This is a genomic window from Streptomyces sp. NPDC102514 (assembly GCF_055584525.1).
In genome coordinates this window covers 307,033-323,509 of sequence record NZ_JBVJLW010000007.1, presented here as the reverse complement: position 1 = coordinate 323,509, position 16,477 = coordinate 307,033, and the positions used below count along the sequence as shown (strand labels likewise).

The 16,477-nt window shown below is 71.8% G+C and carries 15 protein-coding genes; 4 read left to right on the top strand and 11 right to left on the bottom strand.

Going from position 1 to position 16,477, the window contains the following annotated elements:
• Position 1 precedes the first annotated feature (1 nt).
• Positions 2-1,000, bottom strand: a complete 999-nt coding sequence (gene corA, locus ACZ60E_RS20360; RefSeq protein ID WP_384809454.1) for a magnesium/cobalt transporter CorA — start codon at positions 998-1,000, stop codon at positions 2-4.
• A 62-nt stretch (positions 1,001-1,062) separates the two neighbouring features.
• Between corA and ACZ60E_RS20355 the strand changes: the two genes are divergently transcribed.
• The 4 genes from ACZ60E_RS20355 (at position 1,063) to mshC (ending at position 4,611) form a co-directional block, all read left to right on the top strand.
• A complete protein-coding gene (locus ACZ60E_RS20355; protein ID WP_453794194.1) occupies positions 1,063-1,749 on the top strand; it encodes a histidine phosphatase family protein in 687 nt (228 codons plus the stop codon).
• A gap of 103 nt (positions 1,750-1,852) precedes the next feature.
• Positions 1,853-2,443 carry a DUF3090 domain-containing protein gene (locus tag ACZ60E_RS20350; protein WP_107021056.1) on the top strand — a complete coding sequence of 197 codons (591 nt, stop codon included), beginning with the start codon at positions 1,853-1,855 and terminating at the stop codon, positions 2,441-2,443.
• Complete coding sequence (locus ACZ60E_RS20345) at positions 2,407-3,282, top strand: SCO1664 family protein (protein ID WP_469442109.1); 876 nt, start codon at positions 2,407-2,409, stop codon at positions 3,280-3,282. The genes ACZ60E_RS20350 and ACZ60E_RS20345 overlap by 37 nt, the downstream gene beginning before the upstream one ends.
• A gap of 99 nt (positions 3,283-3,381) precedes the next feature.
• Positions 3,382-4,611, top strand: a complete 1,230-nt coding sequence (mshC, locus tag ACZ60E_RS20340; protein ID WP_384809448.1) for a cysteine--1-D-myo-inosityl 2-amino-2-deoxy-alpha-D-glucopyranoside ligase — start codon at positions 3,382-3,384, stop codon at positions 4,609-4,611.
• A gap of 98 nt (positions 4,612-4,709) precedes the next feature.
• Here the strand turns inward: mshC and ACZ60E_RS20335 are convergent, their stop codons facing one another.
• From ACZ60E_RS20335 to ACZ60E_RS20290, 10 genes are all read right to left on the bottom strand, one after another.
• Positions 4,710-5,318, bottom strand: a complete 609-nt coding sequence (locus ACZ60E_RS20335) for a hypothetical protein (protein ID WP_469442108.1) — start codon at positions 5,316-5,318, stop codon at positions 4,710-4,712.
• A gap of 114 nt (positions 5,319-5,432) precedes the next feature.
• Entirely contained in the window at positions 5,433-7,181 is a 1,749-nt protein-coding gene (locus tag ACZ60E_RS20330) for a S8 family peptidase (RefSeq protein ID WP_384809444.1), read from the bottom strand.
• A gap of 457 nt (positions 7,182-7,638) precedes the next feature.
• Positions 7,639-8,730: a PAC2 family protein gene (locus ACZ60E_RS20325; protein ID WP_469442106.1), complete on the bottom strand. Its 1,092-nt coding sequence runs from the start codon at positions 8,728-8,730 to the stop codon at positions 7,639-7,641.
• 163 nt (positions 8,731-8,893) lie between these two features.
• Positions 8,894-9,565 (bottom strand): FadR/GntR family transcriptional regulator, encoded by a 672-nt coding sequence (locus ACZ60E_RS20320; protein ID WP_384809440.1) that lies wholly within the window; start codon positions 9,563-9,565, stop codon positions 8,894-8,896.
• Positions 9,566-9,659: 94 nt separating this feature from the next.
• A complete protein-coding gene (locus ACZ60E_RS20315) occupies positions 9,660-11,006 on the bottom strand; it encodes an amidohydrolase (RefSeq protein ID WP_469442105.1) in 1,347 nt (448 codons plus the stop codon).
• Complete coding sequence (locus ACZ60E_RS20310; protein ID WP_384809436.1) at positions 11,003-11,776, bottom strand: nucleoside phosphorylase; 774 nt, start codon at positions 11,774-11,776, stop codon at positions 11,003-11,005. Before ACZ60E_RS20310 ends, ACZ60E_RS20315 begins: the two co-directional genes overlap by 4 nt.
• A complete protein-coding gene (locus ACZ60E_RS20305; RefSeq protein ID WP_469442104.1) occupies positions 11,773-12,660 on the bottom strand; it encodes an ABC transporter permease in 888 nt (295 codons plus the stop codon). Before ACZ60E_RS20305 ends, ACZ60E_RS20310 begins: the two co-directional genes overlap by 4 nt.
• A complete protein-coding gene (locus ACZ60E_RS20300) occupies positions 12,660-13,778 on the bottom strand; it encodes an ABC transporter permease (RefSeq protein ID WP_384809432.1) in 1,119 nt (372 codons plus the stop codon). The genes ACZ60E_RS20305 and ACZ60E_RS20300 overlap by 1 nt, the downstream gene beginning before the upstream one ends.
• 1 nt (position 13,779) lies before the next feature.
• On the bottom strand, positions 13,780-15,408 hold the full coding sequence (locus ACZ60E_RS20295; protein ID WP_469442103.1) for an ABC transporter ATP-binding protein: 1,629 nt from the start codon (positions 15,406-15,408) through the stop codon (positions 13,780-13,782).
• Entirely contained in the window at positions 15,389-16,459 is a 1,071-nt protein-coding gene (locus ACZ60E_RS20290) for a BMP family ABC transporter substrate-binding protein (protein ID WP_469442101.1), read from the bottom strand. The genes ACZ60E_RS20295 and ACZ60E_RS20290 overlap by 20 nt, the downstream gene beginning before the upstream one ends.
• Positions 16,460-16,477 lie beyond the last annotated feature (18 nt).

Sequence of the window (16,477 nt, the reverse complement as noted above, 5' to 3'; positions counted from 1 at the left end):
GCTACAGCCACCCCCGCCGCTTGAAGAGCCGGAACAGCAGCACCTCCAGGACCACCATGATCACGATGACCGCCGGGTAGGCCCACAGCCAGTGCAGCTCCGGCATGTGCTCGAAGTTCATGCCGTAGATCCCCGCGATCATCGTGGGGACCGCGGCCATGGCCGCCCAGGACGAGATCTTCCGCATGTCGTCGTTCTGCCGCACGCTCATCTGCGCCAGGTGCGCCGACAGGACGTCCGAGACCAGCCGGTCCAGGGACTCCACCGACTCGTTGACGCGGGTCAGGTGGTCGTTCACGTCCCGGAAGAACGGATGCGCCTTGTCGTCGACGAACGGCACCGCGGGGCCGACGACACCGGCGCCCGCCAAGCGGTTCAACGGCACCGACAGCGGCCCGGTGGCCCTGCGGAACTCCTGGATCTGCCGCTTGAAGGTGTAGATCCGGGACGCGGTGTGCCGGGAACCGCCGTCGTCCGGCGAGAACACCTCCGCCTCCAGCTCCTCCAGGTCGGTCTGCAACTCGGTCGCCACCTCCAGGTAGTGGTCGACGGTGGCGTCGGCGATCGCGTACAGCACCGCCGTCGGCCCGAGACGCATCATCTCCGGGTCCTTCTCCAGCCGACCGCGCACCGACTTCAGGGGCGCGCCCTCACCGTGCCGCACGGTCACCACGAAGCAGTCGCCCAGGAAGATCATGAGCTCGCCGGACGACACCGTGTCGCTGTCCGGCTCGTACGTCACCGGCTTGAGGACCGCGAACAGCGAGTCGTCGTAGACCTCCAGCTTGGGACGCTGATGCGCCTTGAGGGCGTCCTCGACGGCCAGCTCGTGCAGCCCGAACTCGTCCGTGACGAGACCGAACTCCCGTTCCGTCGGCTCGTGCAGGCCTATCCACACGAAGGCGTTCCCGTAGGCACGTGCCGCGGCCAGCGCGTCGGACATGTCCTCCGGGCCCTCGGTCCGGTGCCCGTCCCGGTAGATGGCACAGTCCACGATCACAGAGCGAATTCTCCTGTCACTGATTCTCCGGCGCACTCGGAAGGGCGCCTACGCTGGGCCGCATGCCCACCTTGATCCTTGTCCGGCACGGACGCTCCACCGCCAACACGGCGGGACTCCTCGCCGGATGGACACCCGGCGTCGCCCTCGACGAGCGCGGCAACGCGCAGGCGGCGGCCCTGCCCGGCCGCCTCGCGGACATCCCGCTCGCCGAGATGGTCAGCAGCCCGCTCCAGCGCTGCCAGGAAACGATCCAGCCGCTCCTGGACGCCCGTCCCGCCCTGACGGCCCACTCCGACGACCGCATCGGGGAGTGCCACTACGGAGACTGGTCCGGGCGCAAACTCGCCGAGCTGTCGGGCGAGCCGCTGATGGAGGTCGTCCAGGCACACCCCTCCGCCGCCGCGTTCCCGGGCGGTGAGTCCATGCGCGCGATGCAGACCCGCGCCGCCGAAGCGGTACGGGAGTGGAACGCGCGCGTGGAGCGCGACCACGGCAGCGACGCCGTCTATCTCATGTGCTCGCACGGCGACATCATCAAGTCGCTCGTGGCCGACGCACTCGGTCTTCATCTGGACCTCTTCCAGCGGATCTCCGTAGAACCGTGTTCCATCACCGCGATCCGTTACACACGACTGCGGCCATTTCTCGTACGGCTCGGGGACACCGGGGATCTCGCCTCCCTCGCGCCGCGCGAGGAGCCGTCCGGCGGCGACGCCGCGGTCGGGGGCGGTGCGGGCGCACCGTGATCGTCGGCCGCAGTAGGGTGATGCGGTCGAAGCAGCGCAGCAGTTGTCAGCAGCAGACGCAAGTGACGGCAGAAGCAGTCGATCGATCCAATGGAGACAGGACGTGTCCCGTCAGGTGTTCCTCTACGACCCGCCTGACCGTTTCGTAGCCGGTACGGTCGGGCTGCCAGGGCGCCGTACCTTCTTCCTCCAGGCCTCCTCGGGCCCCCGGGTGACCAGCGTCGCCCTGGAGAAGACGCAGGTCGCGGCGCTCGCCGAACGAATGGACGAGCTTCTCGACGAGGTGGTACGGCGCACCGGCGGCATCGCCCCCGTCCCCGTGCTGCCCCCGACGGCGGTCTCCGACACCGCCCCGCTCGAATCGCCCGTCGAGGAGGAGTTCCGGGTCGGCACCATGGCCCTCGCCTGGGACGGCGACGAGCAGCGCATGATCGTCGAGGCGCAGGCGCTCGTGGAGCTGGACGCCGACTCCGAGGAGGACCTGGCCGCCGCCGAGGAGGAGCTTCTCCAGGACGAGGAGAACGGGCCGCCGATGCTGCGCGTCCGCCTCACCGGCGCACAGGCCCGCGCCTTCGCCAAGCGCGCCCTCGAAGTCGTCAACGCCGGCCGGCCGCCCTGCCCGCTGTGCAGTCTCCCGCTCGACCCGGAAGGACACGTATGTCCGCGCCAGAACGGATACCGCCGCGAGGCGTGACCACGGCCGAGCTGCTCACCGAGGGCGAGCTGACCGTGCGCGGCCGCATCCGGGAGGCCTCGAACGCGGTACTGCTGTGCGACGTGTCGTACGAGGGACGCCGGGCGTCCTGCGTCTACAAGCCGGTCGCCGGCGAGCGCCCGCTGTGGGACTTCCCCGACGGCACCCTCGCCCAGCGGGAGGTCGCTGCCTACGAGGTGTCCGAGGCCACCGGCTGGGGGCTCGTCCCGACCACCGTGCTGCGCGAAGGACCGTACGGCCGGGGCATGTGCCAGCTGTGGATCGAGCCGCCGGACGACGAACCGGGTGACGGCCACGACGACGGGACCGGCGACGGCGACCGCCAGGTCATCGACGGAGGCGCCGGGCTGCTCACGCTCGTCGACGCCGAGGAACCCGGCGAGGGCTGGAAGGCCATCGGCCTCGCCGAGGTCGGCGAGGGGCGCACCGCCCTGCTCGTGCACGCCGACGACGAACGGCTGCGCCGGCTCGCCGTCCTCGACGCCGTGATCAACAACGCCGACCGCAAGGGCGGGCATCTGCTGCCCACCTCCGGGGGACGGCTGTACGGAATCGACCACGGCGTCACCTTCAACGCCGAGAACAAGCTGCGCACGCTGCTGTGGGGCTGGGCGGGAGAGAAGCTCACCGCCGAGGCCGTCGAGGCCCTGGAACGGCTCAGGGACGCCCTGGGAGGGCCGCTGGGCGTACGGCTGGGGGAACTGATCACCGAGGCGGAACTGGACGCCACACGCGCCCGTGTGGCCGGTCTGCTCGCCTCCGGGCGGCATCCCGAGCCCTCGGGGGAGTGGCCCGCGATCCCTTGGCCACCCGTATAGCCCCGACGCATACTTCGGGGCCGCGCGCAAGGAGGCCTGTCCGGCCATCTGCCCTGGTCCGGTTCGTATACGGAACATCCGTCCGGTTAGGCTCAAGGTATGCATGCCTGGCCCGCTTCCGAGGTCCCCGCCCTGCCCGGCAAGGGCCGCGACCTCAGGATCCACGACACCGCGACCGGTGGTCCTGTGACCCTCGACCCCGGTCCCGTCGCCCGTATCTATGTCTGCGGCATCACTCCGTACGACGCGACCCACATCGGTCACGCGGCGACCTACAACGCGTTCGACCTCGTACAGCGCGTGTGGCTCGACACCAAGCGGCAGGTTCACTACGTCCAGAACGTGACGGACGTCGACGACCCTCTGCTGGAGCGCGCCGCACGGGACAACGTCGACTGGGTCTCCCTCGCCGAGCAGGAGACGACCCTCTTCCGCGAGGACATGACCGCCCTGCGGATGCTGCCCCCGAGGCACTACATCGGCGCGGTCGAGGCCATACCCGGGATCGTCCCGCTGGTCGAACGGCTGCGGGACTCCGGTGCCGCCTACGAACTGGAAGGTGACGTCTACTTCTCCGTGGAGGCCGATCCGCACTTCGGCGGGGTGGCCAACCTCGACACGGCGGCCATGCGGCTGCTGTCCGCCGAGCGCGGCGGCGACCCGGACCGTCCGGGCAAGAAGAACCCGCTCGACCCGATGCTGTGGATGGCGGCCCGCGAGGGCGAGCCCAGCTGGGACGGCGGCTCGCTCGGCCAGGGACGGCCCGGCTGGCACATCGAGTGCGTCGCGATCGCGCTCGACCACCTGGGCATGGGCTTCGACGTCCAGGGCGGCGGCTCCGACCTCGCCTTCCCGCACCACGAGATGGGCGCCTCCCACGCACAGGCGCTGACCGGCGAGTTCCCCATGGCCAAGGCGTACGTGCACGCCGGCATGGTCGCGCTCGACGGCCAGAAGATGTCCAAGTCCAAGGGCAACCTCGTCTTCGTGTCCACGCTCCGCCGCGAGGGCGTCGATCCGGCGGCCATCCGGCTCGCCCTGCTCTCGCACCACTACCGGGCCGACTGGGAGTGGACCGACCAGGTGCTCCAGGACGCCGTCGCGCGCCTGGAGCGCTGGCGGGCCGCCGTGTCGCGGCCCGACGGACCGTCGGCCGAGGCGCTCGTCGACGAGATCCGCGAGGCCCTCGCGAACGACCTGGACGCGCCCTCGGCCCTCGTGGCCGTCGACCGCTGGGCCGCGCTCCAGGAGGAGCGGGGCGGTACGGACGAGGGCGCCCCCGGTGTCGTCTCCCGTGCCGTGGACGCCCTGATGGGTGTGGCCCTCTAGAACGCACGACGCCGGGCGCCGGACGGGTCGTGGCCCGTCCGGCGCCCTCTGTGCGCTCCACCGCGCGCCACGCGTGCGGTGGTCTGTTCGTCATGCCGCTACTTGTTCACGATCACGGCCTGGATGGTGTTCGTCGAGGAGTCGTAGATCCCGATGACCTGCTGGCCGAAGGCGAAGGCCTCCTGGACCTCGTCGTGCGTCACCTGGTTCGGGTTGACCAGCGGACGCCAGCCCTGGTTGATGTACAGGTAGAGGATGGACGGCTGGCCCGGCAGCGGGGTGACGACGTCCCAGAAGTGCTCGGCGACACCGCTCGTCAGCGCGGCGGCCTCGACGGCGCTGCGCATGACCAGTGGCTGGCCCTGCTGTTGCTGCTGCTGCCCGCCGAGTTGCTGGAGCAGCTGCTGGAACGGCTGCTGCTGGCCCATCTGCTGGAGCTGCTGCTGCAGATGCTGGGGAATCTGCTGGCCCATGCCCTGCTGGCCGAACGGCTGCTGCTGACCGTATTGCTGCTGCTGCCCGAACGGCTGTTGCTGCTGGCCGTAGCCCTGCTGTTGCCCGAAGCCCTGCTGCTGGTTGTAGCCCTGCTGCTGACCCTGCTGCGGGGGAGCCGTACTCGGGCCCTGCTGCTGGCCCTGCTGGCCGAAGCCCTGTTGGCCCTGCTGGCCCTGCTGGCCCTGCTGGCTCATCTGCGGGGTGGTGCTCATGCGGGTGCCACCTTCCCTCAATGGTTGGGCGATGGTTGGGCGTTGAGCGTGGTTGGGTGATGGGTGGTCGTGGCGACCGGTCGTCGGATGTGGACCGGCGGCCGGCCGGTCGGGTCAGCCCGTGACGACCAGGCCGACGATCTCGTCGTCCGAGAACCAGACCCGTACGTCGGGCCGGCCACCGGCGAAGGCGGCCTGCACCGACTGGCGGATCTCGGGAGACGGGTTGTGCAGGCTCCGCCAGCCGCCGGCCACGTAGAGCCGGAGCCTGGGCGGGAGTTCACGCGGGTAGGGCACCAGCTCGTCCCAGTACCGTTCGGCCTGGCCCGAGCCGACCGCCCCCGGCAGCAGATGGGCCACCGCCGCCTTGATGTCCGGCCGGCTGCCGATCCGCTGCGACGCGGGCCGGCCCGGCGCGTCCTGCTGCGGGGAACCGGTGGCCCGCAGCACCTTGCGCGCCTTCTCCGGGGTCATCGACTCCTGGCCGGCCGCCCTGAGCATGCCCTGCAGCGCGGCCAGGGCGCCGACCACCACCGGGGAGGCGGAGGACGTCCCGGAGAAGGTGTCCGTGAACCAGGCGATCTCCTCGGCGCCGCCCTGCAGATCGCCGGGCCGGTCCCAGAAGCCGCCGGTGGTGGTGACCTCGCGGCCCCAGCCCTGCGCGTCCACGCGCGCCCCGTAGTTGGAGAACGCCAGCCGCGAGCGGTCCGGGCCGTGGTCGCGGCCGTGGGTGCCGGGCGGCGGGGCGCCCGCGCCGACCAGGATCGCGCCGGAGGACTGGTGGGACGGGTTGAAGGGGTTGCGCCACCACTCGGGGAATTCGTCGGGGCGGCGTTCGTACACCGCGTCGTCCAGGGACTCGCCGCCGTTGCCCGCGGCCTCCACCACGATGATGCCCCGGGCGGTCGCGTACCGGATGGCCGCGAAGTCGTCGGGCCACCACTCGACGGGCGTGTAGCCGCGCTGGTCGTCGCGCTGCTGGTAGTCGAACCGCGGTCCCGGGCGGTGCAGTTCGATCAGGATGATGTCGCCGGGGCCGAGCCGGTCGGCCGCCGCGTGGATCGCCGCCGCCGTGCCGATGCCGTGGAAGGAGGCGGCCGCGGTCACGCTGTCCGGCGCGATGCCGGTGATCCCGTACTCGTTGCGGTCGCCGCCGATCACTCCGATCACGGCGGTGCCGTGGTTGCGCCAGGCAAGATCCTGGATCGGGGTGCCTACGACAACCCCCGCCAGTTTCGCGGCGAGGTCCTCGTGGCCCAGCTGCCAGGCCCCCTCCACGTCGATCACGGTGACGCCCTGGCCGGACCCGCCGGGCCGCTGCCAGGCCCAGTACGCGTCCACGCCCTCGGGCGCGGGGCGCAGATAGCCCTGGCGGCTGGTGAAGTCGGGTGTGACGGGGGCGCCCTCCTTGTGGCGCCTGGACTCGTCGGCGCTCTGGCCGACGGACCCCACGGACGCCGGTACGGCGGCCGGTTTCACGTACGCCGTGGCGATCTCCGGCAGTGCGGCGATCCGTGAACGCAGTTCCTGGGCCCGTTCCTCGCCGCCCCGCACCCGGTAGAACAGTCCGAGGTCGGGCAGTGTCTCGGCGCCGTCGGCCGGCGGCTGGACCGCCGACCTGAGCCGTTCCTCGCTGCCGAACAGCGGCTCCAGGGCGAGCTGTTCGTCACTGAGGAACATGGTGAGTGCCGACACATCGGCGCCGGCCGCCGAACGGACCCCCTGGGCCCCGGCGCGCAGTCGGGGCTCGGGCCGAGCGACGACGATCAGCTCCTGCTCGGCTCCCCGGTAGTTGAATCCCGCTCCGTCGGGCCCCGGTCCGGACGCTCCCGGGCCCTGCTCCGGCTGTACCTGGTCGGTCATCGCGTGCCGCTCCCTTCGGTCCGTGCAGGTGCTCAAGTGGTCGGTTTCGCTGTCCAGTTGTCGTTCGTCGGCGAACTGTTTCGGTGTTGTTTCCTCCGGTTGTGTCCTCCGGGCACACCCTGCTCCTCCCGGGCCGAGTCGTCCACCCCCGAGTTCGCCAACTGCGTTTGACAACAAGTTGAATTGGGTAGCGTGTGCAATTCGTCCGGAAACCGATGTCACGTCACAATCGGGCCAAAGGCTGCGGAGACGGATGTCATGTGATGGGGCCACAGCGTCTGTTGACCACAGGGCAGCGGTCGGCACCGTGCCGCCGGGCGGCGGCCGGCAGCAGGGCCCGGACCTCACCGCCGACGGCATCGAGCACACCGGACGCCGGACGTGCGAAAGGGCGGTGCGCCCGCGGCACACCGCCCTTTCGTTCGCTCGGTCAGTCCTCCGAGGATTCCGCGCTCGGTCAGTCCTCCGACGATTCCGGAGATTCCGGGGACTCCGGCGGCTCCTTCGAGTCCCCGGTGGGGCTCCCGGTGGTGTCCTCGGCGTCACCCGTCGCACCGGCGGTCCCACCGGTGTCCCCGGCGGCGCCCTCGGTCGTCTCCGGCCGTTGTGGGCGTACCGGCTTCGGACGGCCGCCCGGAGAGTCCCGCAGGTACGTGGCGGGGTCGCCGCTCTCCGTGGCGTGGCTGCCCGGCGCCGCGGCCGGCCCGCTCCCGTCCCGTCTGCGCAGATAGCGCTCGAACTCGCGGGCGATCGCCTCGCCCGACGCCTCCGGCAGCTCGGCGGTGTCCCGGGCCTCCTCCAGCGTCTGCACGTACTCCGCGACCTCGCTGTCCTCCGCGGCCAGCTGGTCCACGCCCACCTGCCAGGCCCTGGCGTCCTCGGGCAGCTCGCCCAGCGGGATCCGCAGGTCGATGAGGTCCTCCAGGCGGTTCAGGAGGGCCAGCGTCGCCTTCGGGTTCGGGGGCTGCGAGACGTAGTGCGGCACGGCCGCCCACAGCGACACCGCAGGTACGCCCGCGTGCGTGCACGCCTCCTGGAGGATGCCGACGATGCCCGTGGGGCCCTCGTACTTGGTCTCCTCCAGATCCATCGTGCGGGCCAGGTCCGGGTCGGAGGTGACTCCGCTGACCGGCACCGGACGTGTGTGCGGGGTGTCACCCAGCAGTGCGCCGAGGATCACCACGAGCTCCACGCCCAGCTCATGGGCGAAGCCCAGCAGCTCGTTGCAGAAGGAGCGCCAGCGCATCGACGGTTCGATGCCCCGCACCAGCACCAGGTCCCGCGGTTTGTCGCCGCCGACCCGGACCACTGACAACCTTGTCGTCGGCCACGTGATCTTGCGTACTCCGCCGTCCAGCCACACCGTGGGCCGGTTGACCTGGAAGTCGTAGTAGTCCTCGGCGTCGAGCGCCGCGAACACCTCGCCCTTCCACTCGCTGTCCAGATGCGCGACCGCGGTGGAGGCGGCGTCGCCGGCGTCGTTCCAGCCCTCGAACGCGGCCACCATGACCGGGTCGACCAGCTCGGGAACCCCGTCGAGCTCGATCACTCAGCGCCTCCTTCCGACGTACCCTCACGTACGCCCCAACCTTACGGCTTGCGCACAGGGCGTCCGCAGCCCCCTCGCATGGGGGAGTGCCGGATCACTGCCCCGTTCGGCGCCTCCGAACACCCCGCGGTCGTCCGAGCTGCCGTGATCGTGCCGGCATCCCTCACAGCGTCGAGCGCAGCCACTGCTCCACGCTCGCGATGTGCACGGTCGCCCATGAACGGGCCGCCTCCGCGTCCCGGTCGCGCAGGGCGCCGAGGATCGCGCGGTGTTCGTGCAGGGTGCGGCTGACCGCGTCCTCCTGGGTCAGGCCCCGCCAGATCCTGGCCCGCGTGGTGGGCCCCGAGAGGCCGTCGAGGAGGGAGCAGAGCACGGAGTTGCCCGAGCTCTGCACGATGCCCCGGTGGAACTCCAGGTCGCAGGCGACCAGTTCCTCCACCGAGGGCCCCGCGCCCAGGGCGTCCAACTGCGCGGTCAGCGCGTCCAGCTGCTGTTCGCTGATCCGCTGCGCCGCCATCGCCGTCGCGGCCGGCTCCAGGATGCGGCGTACCGCGAGGAACTCCAGGACCGTGTCGTCGCGGTGGAAGTCCACGACGAAACTCAGCGCCTCCAGCAGGAGCTGCGGGTCCAGGCTCGTGACGTACGTGCCGTCGCCCTGCCGGACGTCCAGGATGCGGATCAGGGAGAGGGCCCGTACCGCCTCGCGCAGGGAGTTGCGGGACAGGCCCAGGTCGGCGGCGAGCTCGCTCTCCTTCGGCAGCCGGTCGCCGGGGCGCAGCGCGCCGGAGACGATCATCCCCTTGATCTTCTCGATCGCCTCGTCGGTGACTGCCATGGCAGGCCTCCCCGTCCCTCAGGCTGTCACGCGGACACCCGATGACTTACATCTGTCTTGCATCCGTCTTACATCCGATGTCTCATTATGCGGCTCACGCGAGGGCGGACCGTGACACGAGAGCCGCCAGCTCCGCGAGCGCCGCGCCCTCGTCGAGGGTGGTGAGCGTACGGCCGCGCATCAGGACCCGGCCGTCGACGACCGTGTCCCGTACGTCCTCGGCGCGGGCCGCGTACGCGAGCGTCGACCAGGGGTCGTGGCGGGGCGCCAGATGCGGGCCGCCCAGGTCCAGGACGATCAGGTCGGCGCGCTTGCCGGCCTCCAGCGAACCCAGCTGGGCGTCAAGTCCCAGCGCGCGGGCGCCCTCGATCGTGGCCATCCGGACGGCCTGCTCGGCGCCGACGGCGGTGGGGTCCCCGCCGGCCTTGTGCACCAGGGCGGCGAGACCCAGGGAGCGCAGCATGTCCAGGGTGTTGGAGCTGACCGCGCCGTCCGTGCCGAGGCCGACCGTCACGCCCGCGCTCAGCAGCCGCGGCACTGGGGCGATGCCGCAGCCCAGCTTGAGGTTGGACACCGGACAGTGCGCGACCGACGTGCCGGTACGGGCCAGCGCGGCGATCTCGGCTCCGGTGAGGTCCACGGTGTGGGCCAGCAGCAGATCGGGGCCGAGCAGCCCGAGCGAGTCGAGCAGTTCGACCGGCCGCTTCCCGTACCGCACCTCGACGGTGGCGACCTCGGTGGCGTTCTCCGCCGCGTGGATGTGCAGCAGCGCGCCGAACTCCCGTGCCAGCGCCGCGATCTCGGTCAGCTGCTCGAGGGAGAGGGTGTAGGCGGAGTGCGCGAAGAGGACGGGCCGCGTACCGGGCCGCGCCGTACGGCCCGCCAGGTCGCGGCGGGCCCACGCCAGCCGGTCCTCGTACGCGATGCCGTCGGCCGGGTCCGGTACGTCCATGAAGGTGGGGCCCGTGTGCAGCCGCCAGCCCGCCTCGTGCGCGACCCGCTCGGCGGCCTCGTGGAACCAGTACATGTCGAGCGCCGAGGTCACCCCGGCCCGTACGCTCTCCGCGATCGCGACCCGGATCGCCGTCGCGACGTTCTCCGGCGACAGCAGTTCGCTCTCCCAGCGGATCACCCGCTCCAGGAACCCCTGGAGCGTCACGTCGTCGGCGCGACCGCGCAGCAGCGTCATCGCCAGATGGGTGTGCGCGTTGACCAGACCGGGGAGCACGAGACAGCCGCTCGCGTCGAGGGCCTCGGCGCCGGCGTACCGGGCGCGCAGTTCCCAGGCCGGGCCCACCTCGACGATCTCGCCGTCGCGGACGGCCACGGCTCCGTCGGGCACGATCGTGCCCGCCTCGTCGACGGTCAGGACGTCACCGCCGTGCACCAGCAGGTCCGCGGTGCCGGCGCCCGCCGCGGGGCGTGGGGAGGGGACGCTCACAGCGCGCGCTCCTCCGCCTCGGCCAGCAGACGCAGGGCCTCCAGCGCGACCACCGAGCCGCGCTCCACACCCGTCGCGACGATGTCGCGGTGCGGGTTGTAGCCGCCGGTACCGGCCTCGTCGACCAGCTCGTCCGCGTTCGCGCCGTCGATCACGAGCACCCCGCCCGCGGTCAGCCCGCGCAGGGAGGCCGTCACGTACAGCGCGGACAGCTCCATCTCGATGGCGGCGAGCCCCGCCCCTTCGTACGAGAACAGGGGTATCAGCCCCGGCTGGAACGCGGCCCGCGTCCACACCAGGCCGCGGTGGTGCGGAGCGCCCTGCTCACGTGCCGCCAGCTGGAGCGCGAGCACCGCCTCCGGGGTGGCCACCGCCGGATACTCGGGCGGCAGCAACTGCTGGGTCACCCCGTCGTCGCGTACCGCCGCCTCCGCGATGACCAGGTCGCCGTCCTGGATCCCGGGCCGCATCGCACCCGCCGTACCGAACCGCACGAAGGTGGACACGCCCGCGTCCGCCAGCTCCTGGAAGAGCAGGATCGCACCCGGCGCACCCACCCCGTGGGAGGCGACGACGACCGGCACGCCCTTCCAAGTCCCCCTGAAGGCACGGTATTCGCGGTGGTACGAGACCTCCTCGGCGCCGTCGAGCAGTGCGGCGACGATCGCGGCGCGCGCGGGATCGCCGACGACGACGGCCCGCGCGGGCAGCCCGGTGCGGGGTATGCGGGTGATGGGGGCCAGGTCCTGCGGGGCCTGTTCCTGTGTCATGAGGTGACTCCAGTCGTACTCGTGGTCATGCGGGTACGGGCGTTGCGGCGGCGGCGCTGCGCCGTGCTGAGGAAGAGGGCGACGAGCGTGACGACGTACGGGGCGGCGTCGGTGGCCTGCTGCGGCATGCCGAGACCCTGCAGCCGGAAGCCCGCGGCCTCGGCGAGACCGAAGAGCAGCGCGGCGAGCAGCACCCCGAGCGGCAGGGCCCGTCCGAGCATGACGGCCACGACCGCGATCCAGCCACGGCCCGCCGTCATGTTCTCGGAGAACAACGTGACGTTGCCCAGGGCGAGTTGCGCCCCGGCCAGTCCGCACAGCACACCGGACACCAGCACGGCCGCGTACTTGTAGCGCGTCGGGCTCACCCCGAGCGTGGCGGCGGCCCGGGGTGCCTCGCCGACCCCGCGCAGCCGCAGCCCCCACACATGGCGGGACAGCAGCAGCGCGGTCACGCCGACCGCCGCCCACGCCAGATACGCGAGCGGCGAGAAACCGCTGATCAGCGGCAGCCCGGCCAGTGACGGATCGTCGAAAGTGCCCTGCACGCCGAAGATCGTACGCAGCAGGAAACCGGTCAGGCCCACGGCCAGGAGGTTCATCGCGATGCCGAGCACGACCGCGTCACCGCGCAGGGTGACGGCGCCGACGGCGAGGATCAGCGAGTACGCGGCGGAGGCCAGCGCGGCGGCCAGCACACCGAGCCAGGGGCTGCCGGTGAACCAGCTGGTGGTGACGGCCGTGAAGCAGCCCATCAGCATCATGCCCTCAAGGCCGATGTTGAAGACGCCCGCCCGCTCGCACAGGGCGCCGCCGAGCGCGGCCAGCAGGATCGGCGTCAGCGCGCGCAGCGCCGACATGAGGAGATCGGAGTCGAAGAACATCAGGCGAACTCCCCCTGGGACGCGGGTTCCTTGACGGTGGGCGCCGGGCCGTCGGGCTCGTGCGCGGCGGGCTCCCCGGGCTTTCGGCGCCGCAGCCGCGGGAAGCGCAGCCGCGCCGCGAGGAACACGATGACGATGGCCTGGAGCACCTGCGTCAGCTCGCGCGGCACCTCGGTCGTGCGCTCCATGGACAGCCCGCCGACCTGGAGGACGGCGAAGAAGAACGCCGCCAGCACCGTGCCCAGCGGGGCCGCCGCCGCGAGCAGCGCCGCGGTCAGGCCCGTCCAGGTGTAGCCGGGTGCGGTCAGCGATCCGTCGAGGAAGCGGTAGGGGAAGCTCAGCACACCGATCGAGCCGACCAGCCCGGCCAGCGCGCCCGAGGTCGCCACCAGCCGGAGCGTGAGCCCCTTGCGTTCCACGCCCGCGTACGCGGCGAAGCGCGCGTTGAGGCCGGTCATCCGGATCTCGTAGCCGACGGCCGTGCGCCGGTCCGCGAACCAGTACGCGCCCGCCGCCAGCACGACCAGCACCAGTCCGGCCGTCACGGTCGACGTGCCGAAGGCGGGCAGCGCCACGCCCTCCGGGAGCCGCCGCGTCTGGGGCAGGCTGGAGCCCGGCTCCTTCAGCGGATAGCGCACCAGATAGGAGGCGAGGGAGATCGCCGGGTAGCTCAGCAGCAGGCTGCTGACCAGCAGCGGCACCCCGAACCGGTTCTCGCACAGCGCGGCCAGCGCCGCGTACGCGGCGCCCGCCAGGACCCCGGCGAGCAGCGCCAGGACGACGGTGAGCGGCGCCGGCAGCGGCGAGTACAGACCGGTGACGGCGGCGGCCACACCGCCGAGCACCATCTGTCCGTCCCCGCCCAGGTTGATGAGCCCGGCGCGCAGCGGGATCGCCAGCGCGAGGGCCATGCCCAGCACACTCGTGCCGGTCGTCAGCGTCGACCCGATCCCGTCGGCCCCGAGGGAACCGGTGACGACCGCCCCGTACGCGGCGAACGGATCGGCGCCGGTGCCCACCAGGAACAGGGCACCGATGACGAGCCCGGCGACGACCGAGAACGTGACGGGGGAGCGCAGTGCCGCCTTGATGCGGGCCGCGTCCAGAGGCAGGGCCATGTCAGTCTCCGTCCGGCGCGGGGGTGTCTGTGGAGGCGGAGGTGTCCGGTGCGGCGGCTTCCGTGGTCGGCGGTTCGGACCTGCCGCCCGCCATGGCGAGGCCCAGCGTCGCCTCGTCCGCGTCCGACCTGTCGTAGGAGGCCGTCACCCGGCCCTCGTACATCACCAGGATCCGGTCGGCGAGGCCGCGGATCTCGCTCAGTTCGGCGGAGACGAGGAGGACGGCGTGGCCCGCGTCGCGGTAGGCGATCAGCTCGTCGTGGATGGCCTGGATCGCCCCGATGTCCACACCGCGCGTGGGCTGCTCGACCAGCAACAGCGGTGCGCCGTGGGCCAGTTCGCGGCCGATCAGCAGCTTCTGCAGGTTGCCGCCGGACAAGGCGGAGGCCGGCACGTCGGGTGTCGACGCCTTGATGCCGAAGCGGTCGACGAGTTCGCGCGCGTGGGAGCGTACCGCCGAGGGCGGCAGCAGACCGTGCCGCGAGGACAGCGAGGTGCGGTGGTGGCCCATGGCGAGGTTGTCCGCGACGGACGCCGCGGGCGCGGTGCCGACCGCGTGCCGGTCCTCCGGAACGTAGGCGAGGCCCTTCGCACGCCGCTCGGTGGCCGAGGCATGCGTGATGTCCTCACCGCGCAGCCCGACCCGCCCGGCGGTGGCGGGCCGCAGCCCGGCGAGCGCCTCGACCAGCTCGCTCTGCCCGTTGCCCGCGACCCCCGCGATACCGACGATCTCCCCGGCCCGCACGGACAGCCCGACATCGTGCACGCCCGCCGTGCGCAGACCCTCGACGGCCAGCACCACGTCACCGGGCGTACCCGCCGGGTGGACGCGGTCCAGCTCGACATCGCGGCCGGTCATCGCCGCCGCGATCCCGGCGCCGCTCGTGTCGGCCGTACGCAGCCGGGCGACGACCCGGCCGTCCCGCAGCACCGTGACGTTGTCGCTGCCCTCCAGCACCTCACGCAGCTTGTGGGTGACAAGGATCACCGTCCGGCCGCGTGCCGTCAGCGACCTGAGCACCACGAACAGGGCGTCGGCCTCGGCGGGCGTCAGCACCGCCGTCGGCTCGTCGAGGATGAGCGTACGGGCGCCGCGGTGCAGCAGCTTCAGGATCTCCACGCGCTGGCGCAGCCCCACCGGCAGGTCCCCGACCCGGGCGTCCGGATCGACGACGAGACCGTGCTCGGCGCCCAGTTCACGGACCCGGCGACGGGCCGCGGCCCGGTCCACCAGACCGAAGCGGCGGGGCTCGGCCCGGTAGACGACGTTCTCGGCGACCGTCAGCGAGTCGAACAGCTTGAAACTCTGATGGACCATGCCGAGCCCGGCGGCCATCGCGGCACCCGGGCTCCCGAAGGACACCTCGACGCCGTCGATACGGATCGAGCCCGCGTCCGGCCGCTCCATCCCGTACAGGACGGACATCAGCGTCGACTTGCCCGCGCCGTTCTCGCCCATCAGCGCGTGGATCTCACCGCGCCGGACCGTCAGATCGACCGCGTCGTTGGCGAGGGTGCCGGGGAAACGCTTGGTGATGCCGCGCAGTTCGACGGCGGGCGGCAGCCCGGCGGCGGGCGACGGCGCAGCGCCGTCGCCCGCCGCCGGTATGTCACTTGGCGGCCGGGTCATCGACCGTCAGCTCTCCGGACACGATCTGGTCGCGCAGCGCCTCGACCTTCTTCAGCACGTCCTTGTGGTCGGCGATCACGCACTTCGACGAATCCACACCGTCCTCAAGGCCGGTCAGGCTGATGCCGCCCTCCTTGAGGCCGTACGAGACGGTCTTGCCCGCCTTGCCGGCCAGAACCTGCTCGATGCCCTCCTGCACGGCGACATCGGTCTTCTTGATCACGTTGTCGACGACGGTGCCGGGAGCGGCGCCGCACTGGTTGACGTCCACGCCGTACGCGTACGCCTTCTTCGCCTCGGCCGCCTCGAAGACGCCGTAGTTGCCGGCCGCTGCCGCCGCCATGATCTGGTCGGTGCCCTTCGCGAGCAGCGAGTTCGCCTGCTCCTTGGCGCGCGCCGAGTCGTCGAACGGCGACTGCCCGCCGACGAAGCGGGTGCTCGCGGACGCCTTCGGCGTGACCTTCTTCGCACCGGCCGCGAACGGGTCGCTGTAGCGCCGGAACTGTCCGGTGTCGAGCACGACGACCGCGCCGACCTTGCCGTTCTCGCTGAGCAGCCCGGCCTCGGCGCCCGCCAGATAGACGCCCTCGTGCTCACGGAAGACGGCACAGCTCACGTTCTCGAACGTCTTCTCGGTGCAGGCGTCGACCATCAGGAACTGCTGCTTCGGGTGCGCCTCGGCCTGCTGCGCGACCACGTCGGCGAACTCGAAACCGACCAGCACGACGACGTCGGGCGCGGCGTCGACCGCGGCCTGCACGTTCTGCTGCTGCGAGGCGCTGTCGGTGGACTGGTAGACCTTCTGCGTCCCGTCGTGCGCCTTGGCCGCCGCCTTCACCCCGTCGACCGCCAGCTTCAGGAACTGGTTCTGACCCACCGAGTCCGGCGTCACCAGCGTGAAGGACGTGCCGTCGCCCTTGGCGCCGGCCGAGGAACTGTCGTCCTTCGCGGCCGCGTTGCAGCCGGTCGCGGCGACGGCCAGCAGCACACTGCCGGTGGCGACGGCGGCGAGGCGCAGCGAGCGGGGTCTACGGGTACGGGTACGGGGCATGGGACCGGCCTTCCATGA